Genomic DNA, 25,464 nt, shown 5'->3' on the forward strand with positions numbered 1-25,464 from the left:
TCATGGCGCCGGAAGGCGATTCATCGCAAAAGCTTCGGAACAGTCGTAGTGCTCCTGTGAAATCAAGGGATACTTCGCGCACTCGGCGGCGGCAGACTGCTCATATGCCTGCTCGGATGAGACAAGCTCCGGCGCGCCAGCGGGGCCGCCTGCTGCCCTCAAGCGCTTGAGGTATAGGCTGTGCTCCGCGGCCTGCAGGCTGCCGCGCTTATATTCACTCGACGCATTGAGTTTCAGCAATGATGTAACGATATTCTGCGCACCGGTAAGCGACTCCGTGTCACTGTCGGCGCAATAAAGCACCGTGGTCGGCCGGTTTGCCGCTAACAGAAAAGCATAGACGCAGGATTGCGGCTGCCCCGCAGAGAGCGCCGCGGGGGCAGCGGCTGAGCCGCGAATGGCAATCGCGCCCGACAATTCGGCTGGGGGCAGAAGCGAGGCGTCTGTAAAACCTGCGTTCGCAACAGCATTGGCTTCGTTGCCCAGTTGGCGTGTGACAACATCGACCGGCAGAGCGCGCAGAGACTGGATTGCCTGGTCAAACCACGTCACCGGTACAAAACGATTGCGTTGAGTAACGACACGAATTTGCCATATTGATGTGTCGGAGCCTCCCGTCGTCCGTTGGCAGACGCCGACCTCGTCGTCGCCCGGGTTAGGCAAAGCACATATTGCATTCTCGCCAAACCATGGCAAATTTGCCTTGAGCCGTAGTGGGCCCATACTGAGCGTCTGCTGCCGCCAGGACATGGCTGGAGCGAGCTTCGGCTCAACTGCTTGCGGCTCACTTGCCGCAGGCGCACTCGCCATATCAAGCGGCGGCGCAACATTCGAGGGTGAATGCCTATTGTTTCCGGAAATGAGCACGCCCGCCGCCACTGCGACAACTAGACCGAAATACGCCGGAGCTTTACTTGCGGACATGATTCTTGGATTATTATCAGCTCAAGACTAAATACTAACGCGCGACTACGATCTTAGCTAGCGCGGCAAAGTGAGAAGACCATGAACGAACACAACGAATTCGCTACCCAAATAGCGTTTGGCACGGACAACTTCGCGGAGAATCCGGAACAGCGCTGTCCGTGCGTACTTGTATTGGATCGGTCGGGTTCCATGAATGGCGATCCCATTACCCAGCTGAATTCGGGCCTCACGACCTTCAAGGATGAACTGGCAGCGGATTCCCTCGCGATGAAGCGGGTCGATACTGCGATTGTGACATTCGGTCCGGCGACACTGGAGGTGCCGTTTCACACGGCCCCTAATTTTTTTCCGCCGACCCTAACCGCTGGTGGTGATACGCCTATGGGTTCCGCCATCAATCTCGCCCTTGATACGCTTGAGGCACGCAAGGCCGAATATAAGGCGAATGGCATCTCTTACTACCGTCCGTGGATTTTTCTGATCACCGACGGCGGCCCTACGGATGCTTGGCAATCGGCAGCAGCGAGAGTTCGCGAAGGCGAAGCCGCCAAGAAGTTTGCTTTTTTCGCCGTCGGAGTTCAGGGCGCCAACATGGACACCCTTGCTCAAATCTCGGTCCGTCAGCCCCTGTCATTGCAAGGACTGAAATTTCGCGAACTGTTCCAATGGCTTTCGGCATCGATGGCGGCGGTCTCCCGCTCCACGCCGGGCACTGAGGTTCCGCTTACGGCCCCTACCGGTTGGGCCTCGGTGTGAACTGGAAAGTCATTGGTGCCTCGGTCGTCGGTAGTTCGCATGCTCAGAACTCGGGCCCCTGCCAAGACAGTTGCTTCTATCACGTAACCGAAGATGCAGCCGGCTCCAGTTTTTTGGTCGCGCTCGCATCGGATGGTGCAGGAAGCGCGCAATTCGGCGAGGTGGGGTCGGAGATTGCGTGCGAGCGCGGCGGGCGAATTCTTCTTGAGGCCGTTGAAAAACTCGGAGAGGCGTCCCTGACAGAGGCTGCAGCAGTTGCCCTGCTCGACAGCGTTCGGTCTGAAATTGGCAACGCAGCAGACGAGCGCAACGCGACCGTCAGAGATCTTGCGTGCACGCTATTGGGCGCGGTTATCGGGCCGACACGTGCACTGTACTTCCAGGTTGGTGACGGAGCCATCGTCGCAAGGAACGGTGACGCACTCGCGCCCGTGTTCTGGCCGGAATCGGGCGAGTACGCAAATATGACTTACTTCATCACCGACGCCAACGCTTCTGACCACTTGCGCGCTGCAGTTCGGCATTCAACCGATGAAGTCGCACTGTTCAGCGACGGTTTGCAACGATTGGCGCTCGTGTTCGCGACAGAAACTGCCCATGGGCCATTCTTTGAGCCCATGTTCCAAGCGTTGCGCCCGTCCACTGATGACCAAGTGGATCCGCTTTGCTCTGCGCTCAAGCGATTTCTCAGCAGCGACGCAATCAACGACCGTACGGATGACGACAAGACGCTGATTCTTGCTACACGTTGGACAGGGGTAACAAGTGTCAGTAGCGTTTGACGAACAGGGAAATCAGCTCCAACTCGGCAAGAAACTCGGCCAAGGCGGCGAAGGCGTAGTCTTCGATACAACGCATAAGGGCGAGACTGTCGCCGCGAAAATATACTCCCATGCGCTTCCGCCGGAGCGTCAGGCGAAGTTGCGTGCGATGGCGCAAGTTGGCGATACGTACTTGAAGCAGATTGCTGCTTGGCCGATTAGCGTCCTGCTGACACAACGACTGGGGCCGGTCGGTGGTTTCACGATGCCGAAGTTCTCGGGCTATCAGCCGGTACATCAACTATACGGCGTTTCAAGTCGACGCCAAACGTTTCCTAAGGCTGATTTTTCGTTCCTGGTGGGGACGGCCCGTAACATCGCGGCCGCGTTTGACGCTATCCATGCGCATGGTCATGCCATCGGTGACGTCAACGAGAACAACATTATAGTCAGTCACCAGGGCACGGTTAAATTGCTCGACTGCGATTCGTTTCACGTCAACACAGCGACCGCGAGCTTCCCCTGCACGGTAGGTGTCCCTCATTACACACCACCAGAGCTGCAGGGGCTAAACACATTCCACGGTATCACGCGGACAGCAAACCACGACAACTTCGGCCTAGCGGTCCTGATCTTTCAGTTGCTGTTCATGGCCCGCCACCCTTTTTCCGGTGTCCCCAAGACACCGGGCGACCTGCAATTGGAACGGTCCATCAAGGAATTCCGCTTTGCCTATGGCGCCGATCGCCTAGCCAGGCTGAACGACATGCCACCGAAGGCGCTAAGCTTGGACTACCTGCCCCGCGCAATGGGCGACCTCTTCTGGCGTGCGTTTACGGAAACGGGTGTGAAGCATGGTCGACCGAAGGCTAACGAATGGGTCGCCGCCCTGGATAGCCTGCTGCACTCTCTCCGGTCGTGTAGTGTCGAATCCAGGCACAAGTACCCCGGCCACTTGCCTACCTGCATCTGGTGCGAACGAGACAAGCTTGGAACACCGTATTTCACGCCGGCCGCGGCAACAGGGCCGACCATCAATTTCCATGCACCAGGGGCAAATATCACCGCCCTTTGGTCGCAAATTCAAGGGCTGTGTGCGGTCCCGACGCTGCCCCTCTACAGCCCGCCGTCTCTCAATCTGACGGGGCGCCCCACACCCAAGTCGGCAAACAATCCGCTTATCCTTGCGCAAGGTGCATATCTAGCGATCTGTGTCGCTGCTTTCATACTTTCAATTGTTGCGCCACAGCTTTGGTGGTTTTGGCTCGTCGCCGGCGGATTTGCAATCAAGGAATTCAAGCCCCCGGTACCCGCTGAGCTGAATGCGCGAAAGAGCGCGCTCGAGTTCGCGAAGCGCACTTATGACGGCACGCTCTCGGAATACGAACGGGTGCGGACTGACCGTCGTTTTGCTGATATCGTCCGAGATGTCGGTCAAATTAAGGCTGAGCTCGACGACCTTCCCAAGGTACTCGCGCGTGAAATGAAGCAACTCCAGGAATCGCTGGTCGCGCGTCAGCTACACACCTTCCTCGATCGGCATCTGATCCACAACGCAAAAATCCCTGGAGTGGGCGATCAGCGCAAACAGACGCTGGTGTCGTTCGGCATTGAGTCTGCGGCCGACATCACTCCATCAGCGGTTGCCAACGTTCCAGGCTTTGGCGCAACTCTGACGGCCAATCTGATGACCTGGAGGAAGTCTATCGAGCGCCGATTTGTACCAGTCGCAGGGGCAACGCCGACGCAGCAGGACATCAATACCGTGAACGCGCGCGTAGCGTCACTGCGAACTCAGCTCGAACATCAACTCCGAGAGGGGGCGTCGCGCCTGCAAACCGTACGAAACGAAATTCTCGTACGTCAATCGAACGCGAAAGTTGCACTGGATGCAGCATATCGTGCGCTCGCCCAAGCGGAAGCAGATCTCACGGTTATGCGGAAGACTTGAGGTCAAAATTGATTCGTCGCTTCCCCCGTTCACTGCTATTGCGCTCAGCCGCCAGTCTGCTGCTCTGTTGGGGCATGCACGCTCACGCGCAGGAGGCGCTGCCTCAAGTGACCCGATTCCTCGATGCGTTTCGAGGAAGGCCTGTCGGACCGATAGCCGTCGCGCCGGCGGTAAGCGCACTGCCCAGCACAAATCATGTCCCCGTCGCCAATCAACTACCTGGCCCAGGAACACAGCAAGACGCGCCCGGATCGCCCGTCACTTGTCCACCCCGAGTGGACCGAACTGGATGCCCAGGGTCGTCTAATGCACGTGCTCAGGTGAACTGTCCGGCCGGGATGGCAACGGGGCCCAGCGGCTGTGTGCCGATTGCGATGCCCGCACACGCCCATCGCATTTCGTCCGATGGGCAGTGGCAATGTGACGACGGGTACCAACAATACGGCGCTATATGCATGGCAATGCAAGCGACTCCACCCAATGCACATCTGACGGGTGAGAGTTCCAACTGGGCATGTAATACCGGATTTAGGCGCTTCGCCAATACGTGTGTCGCGGTCAATGTCCCGCTCAATGCACACCTTGCGGACACATGGAACGGTTGGGCGTGCGACAGTGGCTATCGCATGATTGGCAGTTGGTGCGTTCCGCAATGAGTCGTCGAGCGATGCGCATGTTGAGCATGCCAAGTCCTATCCACATGTTCGAACCCCGCGCGCCCAACTTCGTGTTCAGCGCTCGCTTCGAATAGCGCTGAGCGCCTTCACGGCCAAAGCTCTACCGACGTCTGTCAAACTCTGCGCGTCGGGGAAATTCAAGATCTCGCCCGGCTAAAGCCCCGAAGATCCGTTCAAGGTCGCGCCTTGTAATCGGTTGTAATCGCCACGAACGCGAGCCACTTCTACACTGTCAGCGAACACAAATCGTCGCTCAGCAGGGGGATGTGAAATGAAACGGATGATTCTGACCGCTGTTGCTTTGGCTTCGTCGCTCAATGCCGGGCATGTACTCGCATACGCATGTCGAGCGGATACGGGTAAAGCGTTGACCGCGAGCGAATCCGCAACAGCGAACCGGATGGTTGGTAATCTGGTAAATCTGAAGAATAGCGACAATGTTGCCGACTACATTCAGAAATGCTATCACGCGGCTGCATCAAACTGCGCAGTCGGCGTGGATGTCGGTAGCACGCACACGAACGATGGTGATTCAAAGCCGCACTGGACGTGGAGAATTGGTAAAGCTCAAGATATCGGTGTCTCTTCCTCAGTAAGAACGATACATATCTATGCTGCCGACCAAAATGGAAAATATCCATTCTGGCCGTATGACACCGGCTCCGACCACCCATGCGGTGCACCGTAAATTGAAACGCCCTGTCGAAATATCCAGAGCTATCAAGTCACGCGCTGAACGAAGACCGGTACTGGACGAGCCGTGGCGTTGTGGTTCGGGCAGTTGACCGGTCACATTTCCGGACCTGCACGCTTCGCTTGCTTTGGGGTTAGCGCCGTCTGCGGCCGTCAGCGCATCCGCCGTTTTTCCTCGTTCATCACCTCTCCCGCGACGGTAGCCCGCGGCCACCTCCCCTAACCCAAACCACCTCCACGATTCCCCATCTGCTTCAGCGCGTCATGCGATTCGAGATAGCGTGAGAAATCGCAAGCAAGTGTACGCACACGGCATCCGCGCTCGGGCGATCTATCGGCGTCCCGGCTTCCAGAAACGGGCATGTGATGACCGCGATGGCGTTCCCTGCCCTATCCAATAACGGGAACGACATGTTTTCCAACCCGCTGAAGCTCAAGCTCGATATTCGTGCGTATCCCATTCGACAAATGGCGTCGAGCTGCCCATGCGGGATTTCCGTGAGCCCACCTTCGTCAAACGTCGCACGCTGCGTGGCGCGCAGCATGGCAATCCGGGCCTGGACACCCTGAAAAGCCAGCAGGGCCAAGCCCGGCGCGGTGTCGATCACGCCAAGTTCCGCGCCGATCCTGGGGGTAATCGTGAGTCGGTCAGGCGGCTCATAGGTTGCGACGACGCGCACCTGGCCGTCGTGAAAGATGCCCAGGAAAGCGGATTGAGATACTGCGCGGACGAAATTCGTCATCTCCGGATACAGGATGTCGAGAATGTCGCGCAATGCCGGATGTTGCATTGCCAGTCGATAGATCTTGGAGGAGAGGTGATAGCGATCCCCGCCGGATGCTCGATGGACGTACCCGCGTGAGACCAGCCTCTCGACCATCCGATAGATCTCGCTCGGACTGCGACCGAGCGCCGTCGACATCTCGGTGCGCGACAAGCCGTCAGCCTGCCCCGCAAGCAATTCCAGTATGTCGAGCCCCTTGTCCAGCGCGGGTGCATGATAGCGCTCGTGCCTGACTGCGCGATGCGCGTTTTCCAGAGAGTGGGATTCAGAACCAGTCATCAGTTGTACAGATCGATCCGGTGAAATGCACCAGGAGCGCGCAGTGCAGAGGCATCGGCTCGCATGACGCGGCGGTTGTAGTCATGCCCGGAGCCGACGCAATCATGGCCGGAAGCGAGCACTGCTCTTCGAACAAGGGGAAGAAATGGGCTTCTGATTGTTTTTATCGACACGACGCTTGTCGGTCGTCATCGCTCGAACGGTCGGACAGCGCCGCGCTTCCGGCCCCGCCCGGCCCGATTGGACCAGGCGAGGCTGGAGAGGGTCGGGCAACTGCCCGCCATCTTCGCGCGCAACACCCCATCAGCCAGCAAAACCCTGCCGACCGTCCGTTGACGGCGATGGCATTGTGGTCGACGAGCGCCCTCGTGCCGATTTTTTGTGTGATTGCTCGTCGGAATGCCACCGCCCGCCCGGCCATGTTGTTTTCTGCGTCGATCAAAGCGGCCACATGACCGATCGACGCGCCGTCATCGCGCGGGGCGCTGCCAATGGTGGCATCGCTGGTCAAGGTTCTCGGGAGCGCATTGCCGGCGAACACGCCCCGTCTCTCCTTGATTGGCGCGAATCTTAAATGAACGCGTGCGGCGAAAGCTGACAACTTCTGACATCCGGCTCGGATGCGCAGCGGGCGCCGTGCGGCCGGACGACGTCGGGCGTTCGGTTATAGTGACGCCCGATCGCAGAAACCGACACGAATCGCGTGATGCTCCCGCTCATATTCTTCATATTATTTTCCTGGGCCTCGGGAGCGTTTGCGTCAACGCCCATTCCGCTACCGGATGGCGGGCGCGTCAACATCCAGGCGGGCTGGGATCTGCTGCGCGATCCGGGCAACGCGCTCACCGTCGAGCAGATATCGGGCGCCGAGATCGCACGCCGGTTCGTCGGCCAGACGTCGGAGCCGGCGCTCGGCTATGTCAACGGTGCGGTGTGGCTGCGTCTGACCGTGATGCGGCCGGCGAGCGCACCGCCGATGTGGCTGCTGGAATTGCGCTCGTCGCTGCTGAACGACGTCACGCTGTACGTGCCACAGCCCGACGGCGGCTATCGGCGCCACGTCGCGGGCGACCGCAAGCCGGTGGAGCAGCGCGACGTCGCGTACCGCAACCCCGTGTTCCGCCTCGATCTACCCGCCGGCCAGCCGGTCACGCTCTATCTGCGGATCCGCAGCACCAGCACCATGAGCTTCTCGATGGTGCTGTGGTCGCCCGACGCGTTCATCTCCGCGACGAGCAAGGAATCGCTGCTGTTCGGCCTGCTGGACGCCGCGCATCTCGTGCTGCTCGCATCGAGCCTGTGGCTCTTCCGGGTGACGCGCGACGCGTCTTTCGGGCTCTACGGGCTGAGCGTCATCGTGAACCTGCTCACCGCGCTCGGTGCCGAAGGCTACCTCTACCAGTACCTGCTGCCGGACTTTCCGCTCGCAAGCAACGCGGTTTACCTGCTCAGCTGGCTATTCGGCACGCCCGTCGGCACGCTGTTCACCGCTCACTATCTCGGCCTGTTCAACGCGCGCTGGCGGCGTCCGACGATCGCCTTTTGCGTACTGACGATCGTCGCGGCGCTGGCTGCCGCGCCGCTGATGCTGGTCGTCAACGTCTGGTGGGTGCGTCCCCTCTACCTGTTCTGGCAGATGGCGGTCATCATCGTGATGATCGCCGTTTCGATCTGGCTCACTGCGAACGGACACCGGCATGCACGCGTGATCGTGCTCGTGCTGCTGCTGTTGCTCGGCGGCAGCGCGTTGCGGGTCGCGCGCAACGTCGGCTGGGCCGCACCGGGGCTGCTCGTCGACAATGCCGGCTATCTGGGTATGCTCGCATTCATGCTGATCATGAATTCGGCGATCAGCGCGCGCTACAACGCGATGCGCAATGCGATGGAATCCGCGCAGGCAGACGCTTTGCGCGTTGCCCGCCAGGCCGAGCGCGATCTGGAAGCCAAGGTCGCGCTGCGCACCCAGGCGCTTCGCGAGGCGATGGAGCAAGTGGAAGCGTCTCTGGCGATTGAAAAGCGCGCGCAGGACGAGCAGCGCCAGTTGCTTGCAACCGTCTCGCACGAGCTGAGGACGCCACTGGCCGTGATCGACGCCACCGCTCAAAACCTCGAGCTCGACGATGCTCATGCCGATGCGCTGACCTCGTCGCGCTACCAGAAGATCCTGCGCGCGACGCAGCGTTTGACGGTGCTGATCAATGACTCGTTGCACGAGGACGGTTTCGAACTGCTGCGGCGCGGACCCCGCATCGACTACGCCGGCCTGTCGGCGCTGCTCGACGATGCGGCCACCGCCGCCGCCGTGCTGTCCGACGGCCACCGCATCGAAATCGAAGTGAACGATCTCCCGGACGCCTTTGCATGCGACGTCGGCCTGACGCGTCTCGTGCTGCGCACGCTCGCCGACAATGCCGTCAAATACACGCCCGGCGGCACCCGGATCGTGTTGCGCGGCCGGCGTGTGCCGGGCGGCGTGGAACTGGAAGTGGAGGACGGCGGCCCCGGTATTGCGCCGGCGGACCTGCCGCACGTGTTCGATCGCTTCTATCGCGGCCGCAACGTGGGCCGCAAGCCCGGTACGGGCCTCGGTCTACCGCTGGCACGCCGCATGGTCGAGATGCAGGGCGGTACATTGAGCCTGGTCAGCAACGAGGGGCGCGGCTGCCGGGCGACCGTCTTCTTGCCGGCGAACGCCGACCAGGCGGCCGTTGCCGCTCAGCCGACCATCAGCGGTGCGGCGAACGCGTAACCGGTGCGATGCACGGTCTTCAGCGGCAGCTCCGAGCCCGACTCGCCACGCCAGCGCTGCCGAAGTCGGCTCACCATCGTCTCCAGCCTGCGCTCGTCGTAGTCGACCCAGTCGAAACCGAACGCCTCCGCGATCTGCCGCCGGCTGACTGCCTCGGACGGATGGCGCGCCAGCAGTGCGAGCAGGCCGATCTCGCCGGCCGACAGGTCGAGCCGCCCGCCGTCCGGCGCGAACAGCACGCGTGCCTGACGGTCGAGCCGCCAGTCGCTGGCGACCCGGCGGCCGAGGGCCTGAAGAATGGCGTCGAGTTCGATCAGCTTCACCGGCTTGACGAGATAATGATCGGCCCCGCCAACCAGGCCATTGATCTTGTCCTGCGTCTCCCCTCGCGCGGTCAGCATGACGATGCCGCAGTCGCGATGCCGGGCCCTGAGCCACGCAGCCGCATCGAAGCCGCTCCCGTCCGGCAGCATCACGTCGATGATCGCGAATGCGAGATCCGACGCCCGTTCCCGGAACTCCGCGACCGTGCCGGCCTGACTGACCAGCCAGCCACGCCGTTCCAGAAACGCGGCGATTTCCTCGCGTAACTCGACCTCGTCATCGAGCAACAGCACTTTAGCCATACCACCACCCCGGCCCCGCGTTGTGCACTTGCGGAGTTTTCCTTGTTTCCGTCGCCGATCGGCGGCTGTGCCGCGCTGGATTGCGCGACGCATTCGTCATCGGCCCCACATGTGCTTGCGCGTCGCGAGCACGGGGAATTCTAGCCGACGATTAGCGTGGCGATGACGTCCGGTTGCAAGGAATCGAAGGCCGGGCCGGATGCGTAGCTCACGCGATCGTCGACCGGCCAGCGGATCGTGTTGTCGCTGGCCGGAACCGTGGAGGAGAAAGGAAAATCACAGCGCGTCGGCTTCCCGGGCCATCTCCCCACTTCGCTCTACCCAGCCCCCGCCCAACGCACGGTAAAGCGTGACGAGGTTGGTCCAGCGCGCCAGCCGCGCATTGATCAGCGACTGCTGCGCGGTGTACAGGTCGGTCTGCGCGGTCAGCACCGACAGATAGCTGTCGACGCCGTTCCTGTAACGCAGGTCCGACAAGTCGAAGCGGCGCTGCTGCGCGTGCTCGTTGCGCTCCAGCGCAGCGATCTGCTGGTCGTACGTGCCGCGTGCGGCCAGCCCGTCCGACACGTCGCGGAACGCCGATTGAATCGCCTTCTCGTAGTTCGCGATCTCGATGCGCTTCTGCACGTGCGCGAGATCGAGGTTGGCGATGTTCTGCCCGCCCTCGAAGATCGGCAGCGCAATGTTCGGCGCAAACGACCACGCCGCCGTGCCGGCCTTGAACAGGCCACCCAGCGTCGGGCTCGCGGTACCGAACGCGGCCGTCAGCGAGATCTTCGGGAAGAACGCCGCACGTGCCGCGCCGATGTTCGCGTTCGCGGCCAGCAGCGTCTGCTCGGCCTGCATCACGTCAGGGCGACGCGTCAGCAGGTCCGACGGAAGGCCTGCCGGCACGTCCGTCAGCAGGTTCTGCGAGTCGAGCGGCATGCCCGGCGGCAGATCGTCCGGCAGCGGCTCGCCGATCAGCAGCACCAGCGCGTTCACGGCCTGCGCGCGGGCGCGTGCCTGAGCCTGCTGGTTCGCGAGCGCCGTCTCGACCACCGTCTGCGCCTGACGCAGGTCGAGTTCGGAGCCCGTACCGTTGTCGAACTGCAGCTTCGTCAGGTCGTACGACGCCTGCGCGGATTTCAGCGTGTTCTCCGTGACCTTCAGCAGATCGTCGGTCGACAGCACCGTCAGGTACTGGTCAGCCACCTGCGACACCAGCGAGATTTCCGACGCCTGCCGCGCATACGCGGTCGACAGGTATTGCGCGAGCGCCTGGTCCTTCAGGCTCTGCACGCGGCCGAACAGATCAAGCTCCCACGACGCCGACAAGCCGACGTTGTAGGTGCGCGTGATCAGCGACTGCTGCGTCGTCGACACACCAGCCGGTACACGCTGGATGTTGCCCGTACCCGTCGCATCGAGCGTCGGGAACAGGCCGGCGCGCGTGATCTGATACTGCGCACGCGCCGCCTCGATGTTCAGCACCGACACGCGCAGGTCGCGGTTGTTCTTCAGCGCGATCTCGATCAGCCGCTGCAGGCGCGGATCGACGAAGAATTCGCGCCAGCCGATGGCGGCGGCCGCCTGGCCGTTCGCGCTGCGCGCGCGGGCCGCGGCACCTGGTTGCGTCGCATAGACGCCACCCGACGGAAACGCCTGTGAGACCGGCGCGTCGGGCCGCGTGTAATGCGGCGCCATCGTGCAGCCCGTGGCGAAGAGCGCGGCTACCGCGGCAGCCGCAACGCGGATCCGATTCATGTTGCTCCCGTTGCGCACCACCGAGGCACGCGTTTCAAATTGCTCGCTCATACCGTCTCCAGCACACGTGCCCGCTCGCTGGTCGCCGCCTCGCGATGCCGTTTGGCGATCAGCGTGTAGACGGTCGGCAGCACGAACAGCGTGAATAACGTGCCGACCAGCATGCCGGTCGAGACCGTGATGCCGATCGCGAAGCGGCTGGCTGCGCCCGCTCCGCGCGCGAAAATCAGCGGCACGAGCCCGGCGACCATCGCGGCGGTCGTCATCAGGATCGGTCGCAGCCGCACCGCGGCCGCGTGCTCGATCGCCGCGCGCCGGTCGAGGTGCTGCGTGCGCTGCAGTTCGTTCGCGAAGCTCACCATCAGGATCCCGTGCTTGGAAATCAGGCCGATCAGCGTGACGAGCCCGATCTGCGTATAGATGTTCAGCGTCGCGAAGCCGAGATACAGCGGCACCAGCGCGCCGCACACCGACAGCGGCACCGACACGAGGATCACGAGCGGATCGCGCAAGCTTTCGAATTGCGCGGCGAGCACGAGGAAGATCACGACGAGCGCGAACACGAACGTGACGGTCAGCCGGTTGCCTTCCTGCACGTATTGCCGCGATTCGCCGAGCCAGTCGATGTCGTAACCGGCCGGCAATGTCTGCTTCTGAAGAAATTCGACCGCCTGCCCCATCGTCACGCCGGGTGCGGCCACCGCCGACAGCGTGGCCGAATTCAGCTGGTTGAATTGCGTGAGCGCGTTCGCCTGGCTGCCGTTCGACACGCGCACGACGGTCGACAGCGCGACCATCTTGCCGCTGCGCGTCTTCACGTAGTAGCGGTTCAGCATCTCGGACGACAGTCGCTCCGCGCGTGCAACCTGCGGAATCACGTCGTACGAGCGGCCGTCGTGATCGAAACGATTCACGTAGTTCTCACCGACGAGCACCGCGAGCGTATCGGCAATGTCCTTCATCGTGACGCCGAGCGCATTCGCCTGGTTGCGGTCGATCGTCACGCCCACCGCGCGGCTGTCGAACGTGAGGTCGCTGTCGACGACCGCGAACAGCCCGCTCTTCGACGCGGCGGCCTTCAGCTTGTCCATCGTCGCGAAGATGTCCTTGAAGTCCGCGGGCGCGCGCAGCACCATCTGGATCGGCAGGCCGCCGCTCGACGCGGGCAGCGACGGCAGCAGGAACGTAAACACCTGGTCGCCGGCGATGGCATTCGCGCGCGTCTGCACGAGCGCCTGCAGGTCGGCGGCGCCGCGCGTGCGTTTCGACCAGTCGACGAGGTTCACGCCGGCGAAGCCGAGATTGGCGCCGCCGACACCGTTCAGCACGAAACTCGTATCGGCCTCCGGCAGCGATCGAAACACCTTCTCGACCTGCGGCGCGTAGCGTTCGAGGTAATCGAGATTCGCATACTGCGGGGCCTTGACCTGCAGCATGATCGAGCCCTGGTCCTCCTGCGGTGCCAGTTCGCGCTTCACGCCGCTGAACAGCACGCCGATGCCCAGCAGCACGCCCGCGCCGAACACGAGCACCGCCGGCCGTGCGGCAAGGCTCGCATGCAGCAGGTGCCGGTAGCCGCGCGTGACGCGCGACAGCGTGTGTTCGATCGCACGCGCGATGCGCCCTTCCGACATCTTGCTGTCGAGCAGCAGCGAGCTCAGCATCGGCGACAAGGTCAGCGCGATCAGCGCCGACACGCACACCGCGCCCGCGAGCGTGAACGCGAATTCGCGGAACAGCGAACCGGTCAGCCCGCCCATCAGCCCGATCGGGGCATACACGGCGATCAGCGTGATCGTCATCACGATCACCGGCGACGCGATCTCGCGCGCGCCGAGCAGCGCCGCGCGTGCGGGTGGTTCACCGGATTCGATGTGCCGGTGAATGTTCTCGACGACGACGATCGCGTCATCGACGACGAGCCCGATCGCCAGCACCATCGCGAGCAGCGTCAGCAGGTTCAGCGAGAATCCCGCAGCCAGCATCAGCGCCGCGGAGCCGACGAGCGCGAGCGGAATCGTCACGACCGGGATCACGACCGCGCGGAACGAGCCGAGGAACAGGAAGATCACGACCACCACGATCGCGATCGCCTCGATGATCGTCTCGCGCACCTCGTCGATCGACGCATTGACGAAGCGCGCCACGTCGAACACGTCGCCGATCCGGATGCTGGCCGGCTTGCTGCGCTCCATCGTCGGCAGCAGCGCCTGCACGCCGCGCACGATGTCGAGCGGGTTGCCCGACGGCGTCGCGTTGATGGCGATGTTCACTGCGCGGTGGCCGTTCATCAGCGCGCTCGCGTTGTACTGCTGGCCGCCCAGCTCGATCGTCGCGACGTCGCGCAGCCGCACGAAGCCGCCGTTCGCATCAGATTTCACGACGAGGTTGCCGAACGCGGCGACGTCGGTCAGATCGGTGTTCGCGGAAATGTCGGCGACGGTGAGCGCCCCCTTCAACTGGCCCGGCGCAGCCTGGACGTTGTTCGCCTTCAGCGCGGCCGACACGTCCGCAGCCGACAACCCGTGCGCGGCCAGCCGCGCGGCGTCGAGCCAGACCCGCATCGCGAGGTTCTGCCCGCCGACGATCTCGGCCGATGCCACGCCCGGCACCGTGGTGACCAGCGGCTGCGCGACCCGCACCACGTAGTCGGTGATCTCTGGGATCGACAGCGTATCGCTCGAGAAGCCGAGGTACATGACGGCCGTGGGCGCATCGGTGAGCTTGGTGATCACCGAGTCGTACGCGCCTTCGGGCATCTTGTACTTGACCTCCTGCACCTTCGCCATGATTTCCGTCATCGCGCGGTCGGCGTTGGCATTCAGGCGCAGCCGCGCTTTCACGACGCTCTTGCCCTGGGTCGACGTGGACGTCAGGTACTCGATGCCGTCCGCGGTCGCGATCGACTGCGCGATCGGCGTCGTCACGAAACCCTGCATCAATGCCTGCGATGCGCCGGGATAAGCCGTCTCGACGCTGATCGTCGCGCTCTCCAGCATCGGATACTGGCGCACCGGCAGCGCGCCGAGCGAGCGCAGTCCGATCAACAGGATCAGCACGCTGCAAACAAGCGACAGCACCGGCCGCCGCACGAAGATATCGGTGAAACGCGCACCTTGCGTGGTCTGGCTCATCGCACGGTCTCCCGTTGCGTGGATGCATCGGCGAGCGCCTGCACCTTCGCGCCCGGCGCGACGCGCAGCTGCCCGGTCGTCACGACCGCATCGCCGGCGCGCAGCCCGTCCTCGATGACGATGCGGCCCTGGTCGCGCGTGCCGGTGCGCACCTTGCGAACGCGCGCGACGCCGATGCCGCGCCCGTCCCGCTGCTCGACCACGACCACGGTGTCGCCGGCCTGCGACGTCTGCACTGCCGTATCCGGTACGCTGATCACCGCGTCGCGGCCCGGCAGCATCAGATGGGCGTCGATATACATGCCCGGGCGCAGCAACTGGCCGGTATTGGTCACGGTGGCCTGCACGGTGATGTTGCGAGTCTCGTCGCCGACCTGCGGCTCGATGGCCGTCACGCGCCCGTCGAACGATCGCCCAGGATACGCATCGGTCGTCACGCGCACGGTCTGACCGAGCGCGACGCGGCTCAATGCCTTCTGCGGCACCGTGAAATTCGCATGCAGCGTGTCGAGATCGGTGAGCGTCGCGATCGCGTCGCCCGGGTTCAGGTACTGCCCGAGATTCACGCGTCGCAACCCGATCACACCGGAGAACGGCGCGCGAATCAGCTTCTGCGTGATCACCGCCTGGGTCTCGCGGATATCGGCGCGCGCGGCATCGAGTTCGTAGCGGCGCGCGTCGAAGGTCGCCTTCGGCTCGGCGCCGTTCGGCGCCAGTTGCTCGGAGCGCGCGAACTGCCGGCGCGTGTAATCCGCCTTCGCCTGCAGCCCGGCAAGCTTCGCCTGTTCGGGCGCGTCGTAGAGCTGCACGAGCGCTTGACCGGCGCTCACACGCGAGCCCGCGACGAACTGGATGCCGACGATGCGGCCCGCGACTTCCGGCGCGATCGTCACTTGCCGCACGGCTTCGAGCGAGCCGACCGCGTCGAGCGTCGGCGCCGTCGACTGCGGATTCACGACGACGGTTTCGACCGGCAACGGTGCGGGCGGCGGCACCGGCCGATCGGCAGCTGACACGCGCTCCGTGCGCCAGAAGAATAATGCGCCGAACAGGACGGCCAGCGCGCCGGCGGTAAAGAACATTGAGCGTCTCATGGAGAATTCCCGATCGAGTCTGTCATGGCATCAGTTTGGACAGGGCGGTATGATCCGGATGTCAATTTTTTGAATTCCTGATTAAATATTTCGCGCACCGGACGCAAAAAAAACCGCATGCCCGGGACGTCGGGTCATGCGGCCAAAAAAGCACCTGCTACGACGGTCAGAGGGTCGCAGCAGGCGAGCGCCACGCGTGAAGGGTCCACGCGCGAGCATACGGATGCGACATCGCCAGCACGACCGCGCCGAACAGCAGCAACGGGTTGGTGCTGACGGCACCGCACATCAGGAACAGCGCGGACAGCGCGGCCGCCGTGCCGATACCCCAAGCGGTCGCGACGCCGAGCAGGATCGACAGGCCCGCTGCGAGCTCGAGCCAGGGCACGGCGAAATTGACCAGCGCGACATGCGGCAATGCGACGTGCCCGATCGCGCCGATCAGTGCGCTTCGCACGGCTTCCGGCGCCGCCGCCGAGCGCGAGACGGCGGCCGTGAGGAACGGCCCGGCATCGAAGTGTCCGGCCAGCTTCGTGAGGCCGGCCCAGCACCAGAAGGCGCCGAGCACGAGCCGCAGCGCGAGCGCGAGGGCCGTCTTCATCGCGCCACCTGCGGATGCAGGCGATGCAGTTGCCGGAAGCCGACCATGGTCACGCCCAGCAGGCACGCGAACATGACGGCGATCGCCGCATTCGTTTCGATCGGCAGCGCGCTGACGACCCCTGACACGATGGAACCGAGCGCCAGCATCAGGCACCCTTGCAGGCTCGCCGCGGCGCCGGCCCGACCCGGGAACAGCGCCATCGAGCGGGCCATCGCATTGGAGAAGATGAAGCCCTGCGCGAAGGCAATCAGCATGATGCCGCCGAGCGCGGTCGGCAGGATCAGCTCGCCGCCGCTCGAGGCCACGCAGGCCACCCCGAGGGCAAACGTCGCGATGCCGCCGCGCATCAGCTGCTCGCCGCTGTAGCGGCGGATCAGGCTCCGGTTCAGTGTCGTGCCGCCGAGGTAGCACAGCCCGACGCCAAGCGCCGTCGAGCCGAAATACGACGCGGAATGACCGAGACGGAACTGCACGATGTACGGGCCGATCACGTTCCACATCAGGAACGCGGAAAAACTCATCCCGAGCATCGCGACCGCCGACAGGAAATGCGGATCGGACAGGATCTCACGGTAGCCCGCGATGGTTTGCCGCGGCGTGCGCCGCAGTTCCGGCCGCAACGTCTCGCGCAGACCGGCGAACGCGAACGACAGCACGACGAGGCCGTACCCGCAATAGACGACGAAGTTCCAGCGCCAGCCGGCCCATTCCTGTACGTGTCCGCCGATATACGGCGCGATCACGGGGCCGAGGCCGAATGCCAGGCTGAGATAGACGATCGCGACGCGGAAGCGGTCGCCCTTCAGCCGGTCGACCAGCACGGCGCGCGCGACGACCTGGCAGGAGCCGATCGCGAAGCCCTGGATCGCGCGCCCGATCATCAGCACCTCGAACGATGGGGCGACGACCGCGAGCACGCTGCCGGCGATGAACAGCGCGAGGCCGAACAGCACCGACGGGCGGCGGCCCCACCAGTCGGCGAGCATGCCGAATGCGAGTTGGCCGATCGCATAGAACACGAGCGTGATCGTGATCGTGTTCTGCATCATGCTCGGCGCGACGTTGAGTTCTCGACCGATGGCCGGAATGCTCGGCGCATAGAGGTCGATCGCGATCCCGCCGACGCTGTTGATCAGCGGCGCCAGGAACACGAGAAAGTTTTCGTATCGTTTGGAATCGGACATGGGGACGTTCCTGAAATGACGGGACAGGCCGACGCACATGCGTGCGGCCCGTCGGGATCAGTGACCGTTTGCGGCCAGTTCGACCTGCCTCAGCGGCATGCGCGCCGACGGTGCATCGTCGAGCGGGCTCCACATTGGCAGATCGTTGCGGGCGGCCAGGTCGTCGATCTTCACCATGATGACGCGCGGCGCGTTGTCGTAGTACGTGCCCCAGTCGACATGCGTGTCACGTACCCGGCTCACGCACGCGGGGCCGAGATCGTCGTAGGCGATCTGCAGCGACTGCACGATGTGGCGCACCCGCTCCGTCGCCGTCATCAGCACGTACCGGTAGTGATGCTGGGCCAGCGTGCGGAACACATTCGAGATCAGGTAGCGCCCGGCGCCCTTCGAGCCGAACGACGAGAACTGCCCGAGTTCGACGAGTTCCGCGCGCGACAGCCCGTACAGGCGCGTGAGCGACTCGTCGAGGTAGTGTTCGGAGAACAGCGGCGCGCTGTCCCCCCAACTGAGCCCCACGCACGCATAGCCGGGCAACGACATCGCGCGGTCGGTCAGGCACCAGAACTGGTCCGGCCGTGGCTCGGGCCGCGCGCCGTGCGCCTGGTAGTAATGCTGCGTGACCGCGAGCTGGATCTGGCGATAGGCGCCGTGACCCGGATGGAAGGTTCGTACGATGTGCACGTTGGGCTCCCGGTCAGTACAGCGACGCCGCGTGATCGCGCTCGATCAACTGGCGGCGCGGCCGCCCGGTGACCGTGTAGTAGTCCTTGCGGAAGCGCTCGATATCGGTCACCACCCTGACCCGCCGAACCCGCGCGAAATCCGCGAGCCGCGGTTCGAGCCGCGCCATCTCGTCGCGCACCGCCGCTTCGTCGTGCGCGGACAGCACGATCGCCGCCGGCTCCTCGCGTCCTTCGCCGAACACCACGATGTCGTCGATCAGCGCGCTTTCCTTGTAGACCGTCTCCACCCACTCCGGCGAGATGTTGCGTGCCGTCGACAGGATGATCACGTGCTTCTTGCGGCCGGTGATGTACAGGAAGCCGTCGACGATCTCGGCGATGTCGCCGGTATGCAGGTAACCGTCGGTCAGCTCGCACGACGTGTCGTCCGAGTTGTAGTAGCCCGCGCAGAGGGTCGGCGTGCGCACCCGCAGCTCGCCGTCGACGATCACCGGCAGGATTCCGTCGAGCAACGTGCCGGCCGAGCCGATACGGCGCTGGCCCGGGTAGTTCAGCGAGATGATCGAGCTGTTCTCGCTGAGCCCGTAGGCCTCGTAGACCTGCACGCCGCGCTTGTCCAGCGATTCGAGCACGGTGGCCGGAATCTTCGCGCCGCCCGTGATGATGTGCGGGTTGCGGCGGCCGAACAGCTGCGTCACGCTGGTCGATTCGAGCAGCGCGTCGGCTTCCTCGAGCAGCTTCGGCGGCAGGTACAGGAAGTTCGGATCGACGCGGGCGATCAGGTCCAGGTAGTCGCGCGCATTTCCGCTGCGCGAGCCGTACTCGGCGTAGTTCGCCGGCATCAGCGTCAGCGAGCCGCCGGACAGCACCGGCAGGAACACGCCGAGCACCTGCTCGATCAGCAGGCTCATCGGCACGATCGACAGGTAGTCGAGCGGGCCGGCCGGCACGCGCTTCAGTACATTGGTCACGAGCAGGCCGACGGCCTCGTCGCGGATCTTCACGCCCTTCGGCTTCGAGGTTGTGCCGGACGTATGGATGATCCCGCAGATGCCGGGCTCGATCCGCTCGCCGGCGCGTGCGCCGGCTGCCGGCCACGCGTCGCGCCCGCTCGCGGCGTCGAGGCAGGCGATGCCCGGCAGGATCGCGCCGATGCGCGCGGCGGTATGCGCATCCTGCGTGAAGATCGCGGTCGCCTTGTGCAGCAGGCTGCCGATCTGCTCGTCGGAGAATTCGATCGGTACCGGCAGCAGCACGGCCTTCACGCGGAAGATGGCGAGCATCGTCGCGACCCACGTGTAGCTGGAGCGTGCGGCGACCCCGAACACGAGGCCGCTGCAGTCGCCGTACACGTCCTGCAGTGTGGCGGCGATACGCGCGACGTCCGCGCGCAGTTCGTCCAGCGAGTATTCGCGGCCGTCCATTTCCTTCACGACGACGCGGTTCGGTGCTTCGGCGAAATGACGTTCGATGAGTGCGCTGATCATGCGATGGCTTCCTTGCGATAGCTTTGGGCACCGAAGATGCGGCGTCCCGTGTCCGCGAGGCGGCGGCGGCCATGCATCACGCGGCTGTTGTCGATTGCGACGATGTCGCCCTTGTTCCAGAACAGGTCATACGTGTAGCGGGCGGTCACGTCCTTGATTTCGTCCCAAACCTCGAAATCGATGTCGGTGCCGTCGGCCCAGGTGATCAGCGGCGGCTCGTAGTTCACGCTCGGTCCGAGCAGCGAGTTGCAGAACGCGCGGCGGCCGGAGAAGCAGCTGGTGGTGATCGCGTCGGTCACGCGCTCGGACGACACGAGGAACGGGTCGAGACGGCGATACTGCTGGCCGCGCACGCGCTGGTTGACGACCTCGAGATGCGAGTCGTTCACTTCGTCGGCCGGCACCTGCAGCTCGATGCTCAGGAAGCGCTGCACGTTCGGCCAGGGAATGCGGCGCGCATACTTGATCTGGCGCTGCTCGAACAGGCGACGCACGGCCGGCGTCAGTTCGTGCAGCACGCGCTGCCCGTCGCAGATCGTCGTCTCGGAGCCGACGCGCGCCGGCTCGAGGCAGTAGAACCATTGCAGGTCGGGCGTGAACGGCAGGTTGCCGTTTTCGCGGTGCAGGCCCATTTCGAGCGCGCCGGCATCGATCTCCGCGGTGTTCTCCGTCGAGGTCTTGCGCGCCGGGTCGAACGTGACGCGCGCCGAATGCTGGCTGACGAAACGGTTGAAATCCTCGAGCGAGTCCGCGAAATTGCGGTAGATCACGACGCCCGAGTGGGCGAGCTGCTCGTACAACTGGTCGGTATCGACAAGATCGATCGCCTTCTGGCCCGGTTCGAGGCTTTCGATCAACTCGAAGCCGAAACGCGGCAATGGTTTGTGCTGAACCTGCGCAGTGACTACGTCAACTACATCCATCATGGTTGCCTCTCAGTGTGGTTGGTCTTGAGTTCGAAGCGCGGCTTCGTCGAACACTGACCAATCTACCGACACGGCTGGGCAGACCGTTTTAAAAATTAAATGGAGAATGTAAATTTTGTTTAGGGTCCTGCAAGGAAGCCGGCCTTTGCTTCCTCACCGTCAACAAACCGGACGCGGGCCGGGGCCGGTTGTTACGCTCGGGGCAGTTCCCCCGGCTCGAGTGCGTTCGCGCTCGCGAGATCCTTGAACAGCGTGCGCATCGTGCGGATGTCGGGGTTCTTTTCCATCTGGGTGGACCAGATGACGTCGAGGGTGAAGGTCGGGAAGCCGAGCGGCACCTCGCAAATCTGCACGGCGGCCGGAATCGACAGGTAGGGAATCAGGCGCCGCGGCAGGATCAGGACGACCGGTAGCCGCGCGACGATATTCAGGCAGGCCTGGTAAGTGTTCGCCCGCGCGACGATGTTGCGCGACCGTCCGAGCTTTTCGAGCCAGCCGTCGATCATGTTCCGCTCGGAAATCCACGGCGTCGGAAAGACGTGGTGCATGTCGCAGAACTCGTCGAGCGATACGCGTGTCGACGGGGCAAGTGTGCGCGACGCGGTCAGGCACACGAACGTGTCGGACAGGACGGATTCCCATTGCAGGTCGGGATGGAGCCGGTGATAACCGGGACCAAAGCCGATCGCGAAATCAATTTCGCCGGCCAGCAGCCGTTCGACCGGCAGTTCGCGGCCAAGCCGGTCGACGACCAGCGAGGTTTCCCGGCCACGCTTCATGAACGACTCGAGCACGCCCGGCAACAGCAGCAGCTCGAAGTACTCGGGTGCGCATACGCGAATGACGCGGCGCGCCGACGCGACGACCTGATCGTCATCCATGTCCGCGCAGTGGTTCACGGCGTCGATCACGTTACGCAGATAAGGCTCGATGGCCTCGGCCTTGGACGTCGCGACGAGACTGCCGTGATCGACGTCGAACAACGCGTCGTGGAAGCAGTTGCGCAGCCGTTTCAGGCAATAACTGACGGTCGGCTGGCTGATGCTCATGACTTCAGCGGTGCGTCGCGCACTTTTGTGTTCGTACAGGCACAGGAACACCATCACGTCCTGCAGATCAAGTTGGCGCAATACGTTGTTGTTGAGCACGTTATTTCCTGATCGTTGTTGTTGTCACTGTTTCAGGCCCCTCGCAAAACCCGGCCAGATATCGCATGAGCGTACGCTCTCCCCTGTCGCCGCTAATCCTCGCCGTCCGCCGGCAGTGCCTCGCCCGGCAGCGCGAGCAGCGCGCGCTTCAGTAACGCGGCGAGCGTCGTACGCGCGTCGCCGTCCAGGCCGCCGAGCAACAGGTTCTGGGTGTCGACGTGAACGTCGACGGCACGGTCGATCAGTTCGAGGCCTGCTTTCGTCAACCGCACGGCAAGTCCCCGGCCGTCCTGCGGATTCGGCACGCGCTCGACGAAGCCGGCCTGTTCGAGCCGCATCAACCGGTTGGTGATCGCCCCCGACGTGATCATCAGCGAGCGATAGAGCTGCGTCGGCGACAGCTCGTACGGCTTGCCCGCCCGCCGTAACGTTGCCAATACATCGAATTCGCCTTCCTTGAAGCCGAACGGCGACAGCGCTTCGGCGCGCGCCTTTTCGCAATGCTTCGCGAGCCGCGCCAGCCGTCCAAAGATTTCCATCGACGCGACGTCGAGTTCCGGACGCTGGCCATGCCATTGCGCAACGACGTGGTCGACGTGATCTTCCTGGCCCCGCACGGTCATGCATGTCCTCTCATTCGAAGATGCGCTCGATGAGCGCTTGTCATCAATATATCTCAATATTAAGATAACCACGAGGGCGCCCGTGCGCACGTCACTGGAGCAGACAATTGACAAAACTATCACTCAGAGACCACGACATCTATTATGCGGACGTCGGCAGCGGCATTCCGGTCATGCTGATTCACGATCTGGGTAGCTGCGGCCGCGCATGGGCGCGGCAGATTCCGTTCCTTCGCCAGGCAGGTTATCGCGTCATCGTGCCTGATCTTCCCGGTCACGGCGCATCGTCTCATCCGGATCGCACGCTCGATACCCCGGCGCTGGCCAGCGCTCTGGAGCATCTCCTCGATCATCTCGGTCTTGACAGCGCGACGCTGGTGGGCCTCTCGTTCGGTGGTGCGATCGCGCTGACGATGGCAATCGATGCACCGTCGCGCGTCGGGAAGCTGGTCGTCTGCAACGGATTCTCGAATTCGACCGCCGACGATGCGGTACGCCGTTTCGAGCTGTGGAAAGCCGGATTCCAGCGCGACGACGGTGCGATCCGCTGGTTCGAGGACATGTGGCCGTTACTGGTCAGCGCGGAGTACGCGCAATCGGAGGACGGTGAAATCGCGTATCAGATCGGACACGCACAAGCGGCTGCGGCCAATCCGGCTTATCTGGCGCGCTTGTGCGACGGCATCGCAAGCTACGACGTACGAAGGCGACTGAATCTCGTACGCAGCGAGACACTCGTATTGCAAAGCGAGGATGACGGAATCCATCCGGCCATCGAGGGCCAGCGACTTGCCGCAATGATTCCAGGCGCCCGGTTCGGCATGCTGCCCGGCAGCGGCCATCATCCGAACGTCGATCGTGCCGGCACGTTCAACTGGACGCTCCTGCGATTCCTGGCGGGACATGAGGTGCTGGATACAGCGTGCGATACGTGCCCGCAATAAGCGCCGATCGATACCGGAATGCAGGACGCGGCTGTGCGCTTTGGGCCGGCCAGCGTTTCGTGGACACGCCCGCTCACCCGGTCAAAAGACAAGGGGCGCTTCGCGGCCCCTTGTTGGTCGAGCCAATCGCAGCCTGCTTCGCTCGGATGGTTTTTCGCGACGATCGAGCAGTTGTGACAGGAAAGATTCTCCATACCGACCGGTTCCGCCCGGCGGAAATGCGGCGGCGTCGGCGTTTTCGTAATCCCCTCTGAAGTCGGCCCTCAACACCGACGCCGTCAATTGTTCACGTTCTCGCAGCTCTTCGGGCCGTCGCCCCAGCTCTTTCCCCCTCCGTTCGTGCACTGCCGCTTGGTGTATTGCTCGGGCAACTGGCCTTTCGGCAGCTTTCCGTCGGCGGGACAATTGTGATGGAAATAGCAGAAGGATGTTTGGGCGGCGCTGGCTTCTCCGTTGAAAACAAGGCAAGCCAACAAGGTCGGAAAGAGAATCTTGGCAATAGTGCGCATGTCGATGATCCGGATCGAAAAATGGCGGGTAAAGAGACAGGCGCCGTCACGGCGCCTATCTCTCATATAACAACTGTGGCCTGGCCGTTTAGTTATCGTATTCGAGCAAAAGCCCGGATCTCGCCGGTTGCGCAGCAATGAGCCTTTCCACCACATTGTTTTCGACGGCCACTTGCTGGCCATAAGTGATGTTGAGCTTGATCGTGCTGCCGTCCATGGTCGCATTGACGGTCGCGAGATTCAGCCCGCTAGGATAGGTCAACTGCAGCGGCCCGACGACGACGTTGCTCGAGATCACTTCGCCGAGGACGAGTGAATTGAACAAACCGACCCAATAAGTCGGCGTCACCTGGAACTGAGCCGATGCGCCGCTGACCACACCCTTCTTGTACACGGATCCTTGACCGCTCATGCCGATGCCAAGGTTCGCGAGACTGGCCGACTTGTTATTGATGACGATGGAATCGGCCGGTACGGATCCGCTCGCCGGGATCAGTTGCTGGACGTTATCTTGGAAAACGCAGTCCCATGCCGTCCCCAATTCCGCCTTCAACGTCTGACTAGCTTTATAGACCCCGATGCCGCCGATCTGTTGGTAATTGGCAATGGCGACGTTGTAAAGAATATCCCACGTCACACCGCTGGAACCGCTTTGCGGGACGGTCGTTTGCTTCCACGACACGCTCTCCAACCCAATGGAACTCGGCAGGGTCTGATAGACAGCCATCGTCCAGGTTTGTTGGGTGCCGTTGTTGAAATCGACATAATAAGAAGCCATTTCCGGTCTCCACGATGAAAGATAGATTTTGTGTCTCGACGCACATATTTCATCTATAGCTTGGTTTTTTACATAAGCACCTCCGTAATGCGCGATTGACGATTCGATATTTTTTTGGCAAATAAAATCCACTTCACCCGAGATTCGGGCTGCATGCTTTTCGGAAGCATTCAGCACTCATGCTCGGAATGTTTTCCGTCAGGAATAGGTCTTCCCGCCCCGTTTGCGACTACCCGAGGCTCTGGTGAAATTTTCCAATAAATTATTTTTAAAAAGGGCCGATGTCGTAATGATTTTAAGATGACAGACGACAATCCAATCTGCGCATCCCCGCCAGATCATCTTAGGAAATTTTTTTAAAATCAAATGCGACAAACGCCCTATCGTTTACCCCAAA

Annotated in this window: 21 protein-coding genes; 6 read left to right on the forward strand and 15 right to left on the reverse strand. The window is 62.8% G+C overall.

Annotation, left to right across the window (positions count from 1 at the left end; all coding sequences use genetic code 11):
* Positions 1 to 924 (reverse strand): hypothetical protein, encoded by a 924-nt coding sequence (locus VL15_RS08735; RefSeq protein ID WP_048244925.1) that lies wholly within the window; start codon positions 922 to 924, stop codon positions 1 to 3.
* A gap of 81 nt (positions 925 to 1,005) precedes the next feature.
* Here VL15_RS08735 and VL15_RS08740 point away from each other — a divergent pair, with 81 nt between their 5' ends.
* The 4 genes from VL15_RS08740 (at position 1,006) to VL15_RS41820 (ending at position 5,760) form a co-directional block, all read left to right on the forward strand.
* Positions 1,006 to 1,683 carry a vWA domain-containing protein gene (locus VL15_RS08740; protein ID WP_048244927.1) on the forward strand — a complete coding sequence of 226 codons (678 nt, stop codon included), beginning with the start codon at positions 1,006 to 1,008 and terminating at the stop codon, positions 1,681 to 1,683.
* Positions 1,680 to 2,465, forward strand: coding sequence for a PP2C family serine/threonine-protein phosphatase (locus VL15_RS08745; protein WP_053077613.1), 786 nt, complete (start codon positions 1,680 to 1,682; stop codon positions 2,463 to 2,465). Before VL15_RS08740 ends, VL15_RS08745 begins: the two co-directional genes overlap by 4 nt.
* Entirely contained in the window at positions 2,449 to 4,395 is a 1,947-nt protein-coding gene (locus VL15_RS08750; RefSeq protein ID WP_048244931.1) for a hypothetical protein, read from the forward strand. The genes VL15_RS08745 and VL15_RS08750 overlap by 17 nt, the downstream gene beginning before the upstream one ends.
* Before the next feature lie 948 nt (positions 4,396 to 5,343).
* On the forward strand, positions 5,344 to 5,760 hold the full coding sequence (locus VL15_RS41820; RefSeq protein WP_155420164.1) for a hypothetical protein: 417 nt from the start codon (positions 5,344 to 5,346) through the stop codon (positions 5,758 to 5,760).
* Positions 5,761 to 6,019: 259 nt separating this feature from the next.
* Here VL15_RS41820 and VL15_RS08755 read toward each other — a convergent pair whose 3' ends face one another.
* The gene (locus tag VL15_RS08755) at positions 6,020 to 6,829 is read right to left on the reverse strand and encodes an IclR family transcriptional regulator (RefSeq protein ID WP_048244934.1); all 810 of its coding nucleotides are present in this window, start codon (positions 6,827 to 6,829) and stop codon (positions 6,020 to 6,022) included.
* 706 nt (positions 6,830 to 7,535) lie between these two features.
* On the opposite strand from VL15_RS08755, the gene VL15_RS08760 reads away from it, so the two are divergent.
* Positions 7,536 to 9,578: a sensor histidine kinase gene (locus VL15_RS08760; protein WP_048244936.1), complete on the forward strand. Its 2,043-nt coding sequence runs from the start codon at positions 7,536 to 7,538 to the stop codon at positions 9,576 to 9,578.
* On the opposite strand, the gene VL15_RS08765 is transcribed toward VL15_RS08760, so the two are convergent.
* The 11 genes from VL15_RS08765 to VL15_RS08815 form a co-directional block, all read right to left on the reverse strand.
* Positions 9,545 to 10,204 carry a response regulator transcription factor gene (locus tag VL15_RS08765; protein WP_048244937.1) on the reverse strand — a complete coding sequence of 220 codons (660 nt, stop codon included), beginning with the start codon at positions 10,202 to 10,204 and terminating at the stop codon, positions 9,545 to 9,547. The genes VL15_RS08760 and VL15_RS08765 overlap by 34 nt on opposite strands.
* Before the next feature lie 276 nt (positions 10,205 to 10,480).
* A complete protein-coding gene (locus VL15_RS08770) occupies positions 10,481 to 11,950 on the reverse strand; it encodes an efflux transporter outer membrane subunit (protein ID WP_048245086.1) in 1,470 nt (489 codons plus the stop codon).
* A gap of 47 nt (positions 11,951 to 11,997) precedes the next feature.
* Positions 11,998 to 15,084 (reverse strand): efflux RND transporter permease subunit, encoded by a 3,087-nt coding sequence (locus tag VL15_RS08775; protein ID WP_048244939.1) that lies wholly within the window; start codon positions 15,082 to 15,084, stop codon positions 11,998 to 12,000.
* Positions 15,081 to 16,178 carry an efflux RND transporter periplasmic adaptor subunit gene (locus VL15_RS08780; protein ID WP_048244940.1) on the reverse strand — a complete coding sequence of 366 codons (1,098 nt, stop codon included), beginning with the start codon at positions 16,176 to 16,178 and terminating at the stop codon, positions 15,081 to 15,083. The genes VL15_RS08775 and VL15_RS08780 overlap by 4 nt, the downstream gene beginning before the upstream one ends.
* A gap of 166 nt (positions 16,179 to 16,344) precedes the next feature.
* Positions 16,345 to 16,779 carry a DoxX family membrane protein gene (locus VL15_RS08785; protein WP_048244943.1) on the reverse strand — a complete coding sequence of 145 codons (435 nt, stop codon included), beginning with the start codon at positions 16,777 to 16,779 and terminating at the stop codon, positions 16,345 to 16,347.
* Positions 16,776 to 17,966, reverse strand: coding sequence for a multidrug effflux MFS transporter (locus VL15_RS08790; RefSeq protein ID WP_048244945.1), 1,191 nt, complete (start codon positions 17,964 to 17,966; stop codon positions 16,776 to 16,778). Before VL15_RS08790 ends, VL15_RS08785 begins: the two co-directional genes overlap by 4 nt.
* Positions 17,967 to 18,023: 57 nt before the next feature.
* Complete coding sequence (locus VL15_RS08795; protein WP_048244947.1) at positions 18,024 to 18,650, reverse strand: thermostable hemolysin; 627 nt, start codon at positions 18,648 to 18,650, stop codon at positions 18,024 to 18,026.
* A 13-nt stretch (positions 18,651 to 18,663) separates the two neighbouring features.
* Positions 18,664 to 20,139: an AMP-binding protein gene (locus tag VL15_RS08800; protein WP_048244950.1), complete on the reverse strand. Its 1,476-nt coding sequence runs from the start codon at positions 20,137 to 20,139 to the stop codon at positions 18,664 to 18,666.
* On the reverse strand, positions 20,136 to 21,065 hold the full coding sequence (locus tag VL15_RS08805; RefSeq protein ID WP_048244951.1) for a TauD/TfdA family dioxygenase: 930 nt from the start codon (positions 21,063 to 21,065) through the stop codon (positions 20,136 to 20,138). The genes VL15_RS08800 and VL15_RS08805 overlap by 4 nt, the downstream gene beginning before the upstream one ends.
* A 191-nt stretch (positions 21,066 to 21,256) precedes the next feature.
* Positions 21,257 to 22,213 carry a LysR family transcriptional regulator gene (locus VL15_RS08810; RefSeq protein ID WP_048244953.1) on the reverse strand — a complete coding sequence of 319 codons (957 nt, stop codon included), beginning with the start codon at positions 22,211 to 22,213 and terminating at the stop codon, positions 21,257 to 21,259.
* A 92-nt stretch (positions 22,214 to 22,305) separates the two neighbouring features.
* A complete protein-coding gene (locus VL15_RS08815; protein WP_048244955.1) occupies positions 22,306 to 22,836 on the reverse strand; it encodes a MarR family winged helix-turn-helix transcriptional regulator in 531 nt (176 codons plus the stop codon).
* Between the two features lie 107 nt (positions 22,837 to 22,943).
* Here VL15_RS08815 and VL15_RS08820 point away from each other — a divergent pair, with 107 nt between their 5' ends.
* A complete protein-coding gene (locus VL15_RS08820) occupies positions 22,944 to 23,780 on the forward strand; it encodes an alpha/beta fold hydrolase (protein ID WP_048244957.1) in 837 nt (278 codons plus the stop codon).
* Positions 23,781 to 24,058: 278 nt separating this feature from the next.
* On the opposite strand, the gene VL15_RS08825 is transcribed toward VL15_RS08820, so the two are convergent.
* Together VL15_RS08825 and VL15_RS08830 are read right to left on the reverse strand one after the other, a co-directional pair.
* Positions 24,059 to 24,289 (reverse strand): hypothetical protein, encoded by a 231-nt coding sequence (locus VL15_RS08825; RefSeq protein WP_048245088.1) that lies wholly within the window; start codon positions 24,287 to 24,289, stop codon positions 24,059 to 24,061.
* A gap of 88 nt (positions 24,290 to 24,377) precedes the next feature.
* The gene (locus tag VL15_RS08830; RefSeq protein ID WP_048244960.1) at positions 24,378 to 25,067 is read right to left on the reverse strand and encodes a hypothetical protein; all 690 of its coding nucleotides are present in this window, start codon (positions 25,065 to 25,067) and stop codon (positions 24,378 to 24,380) included.
* Between the last annotated feature and the right edge of the window lie 397 nt (positions 25,068 to 25,464).

The sequence above is a fragment of the Burkholderia cepacia genome, assembly GCF_001039005.1.
GTDB lineage: Bacteria > Pseudomonadota > Gammaproteobacteria > Burkholderiales > Burkholderiaceae > Burkholderia > Burkholderia theae.

Coding starts and splice junctions, on each gene's coding strand:
- VL15_RS08735 (WP_048244925.1), bottom strand. CDS start 924: ATGTCCGCAAGTAAAGCTCCGGCGTATTTCGGTCTAGTTGTCGCAGTG.
- VL15_RS08740 (WP_048244927.1), top strand. CDS start 1,006: ATGAACGAACACAACGAATTCGCTACCCAAATAGCGTTTGGCACGGAC.
- VL15_RS41820 (WP_155420164.1), top strand. CDS start 5,344: ATGAAACGGATGATTCTGACCGCTGTTGCTTTGGCTTCGTCGCTCAAT.
- VL15_RS08755 (WP_048244934.1), bottom strand. CDS start 6,829: ATGACTGGTTCTGAATCCCACTCTCTGGAAAACGCGCATCGCGCAGTC.
- VL15_RS08760 (WP_048244936.1), top strand. CDS start 7,536: ATGCTCCCGCTCATATTCTTCATATTATTTTCCTGGGCCTCGGGAGCG.
- VL15_RS08765 (WP_048244937.1), bottom strand. CDS start 10,204: ATGGCTAAAGTGCTGTTGCTCGATGACGAGGTCGAGTTACGCGAGGAA.
- VL15_RS08770 (WP_048245086.1), bottom strand. CDS start 11,950: ATGAATCGGATCCGCGTTGCGGCTGCCGCGGTAGCCGCGCTCTTCGCC.
- VL15_RS08775 (WP_048244939.1), bottom strand. CDS start 15,084: ATGAGCCAGACCACGCAAGGTGCGCGTTTCACCGATATCTTCGTGCGG.
- VL15_RS08780 (WP_048244940.1), bottom strand. CDS start 16,178: ATGAGACGCTCAATGTTCTTTACCGCCGGCGCGCTGGCCGTCCTGTTC.
- VL15_RS08785 (WP_048244943.1), bottom strand. CDS start 16,779: ATGAAGACGGCCCTCGCGCTCGCGCTGCGGCTCGTGCTCGGCGCCTTC.
- VL15_RS08790 (WP_048244945.1), bottom strand. CDS start 17,966: ATGTCCGATTCCAAACGATACGAAAACTTTCTCGTGTTCCTGGCGCCG.
- VL15_RS08800 (WP_048244950.1), bottom strand. CDS start 20,139: ATGATCAGCGCACTCATCGAACGTCATTTCGCCGAAGCACCGAACCGC.
- VL15_RS08805 (WP_048244951.1), bottom strand. CDS start 21,065: ATGATGGATGTAGTTGACGTAGTCACTGCGCAGGTTCAGCACAAACCA.
- VL15_RS08815 (WP_048244955.1), bottom strand. CDS start 22,836: ATGACCGTGCGGGGCCAGGAAGATCACGTCGACCACGTCGTTGCGCAA.
- VL15_RS08825 (WP_048245088.1), bottom strand. CDS start 24,289: ATGCGCACTATTGCCAAGATTCTCTTTCCGACCTTGTTGGCTTGCCTT.
- VL15_RS08830 (WP_048244960.1), bottom strand. CDS start 25,067: ATGGCTTCTTATTATGTCGATTTCAACAACGGCACCCAACAAACCTGG.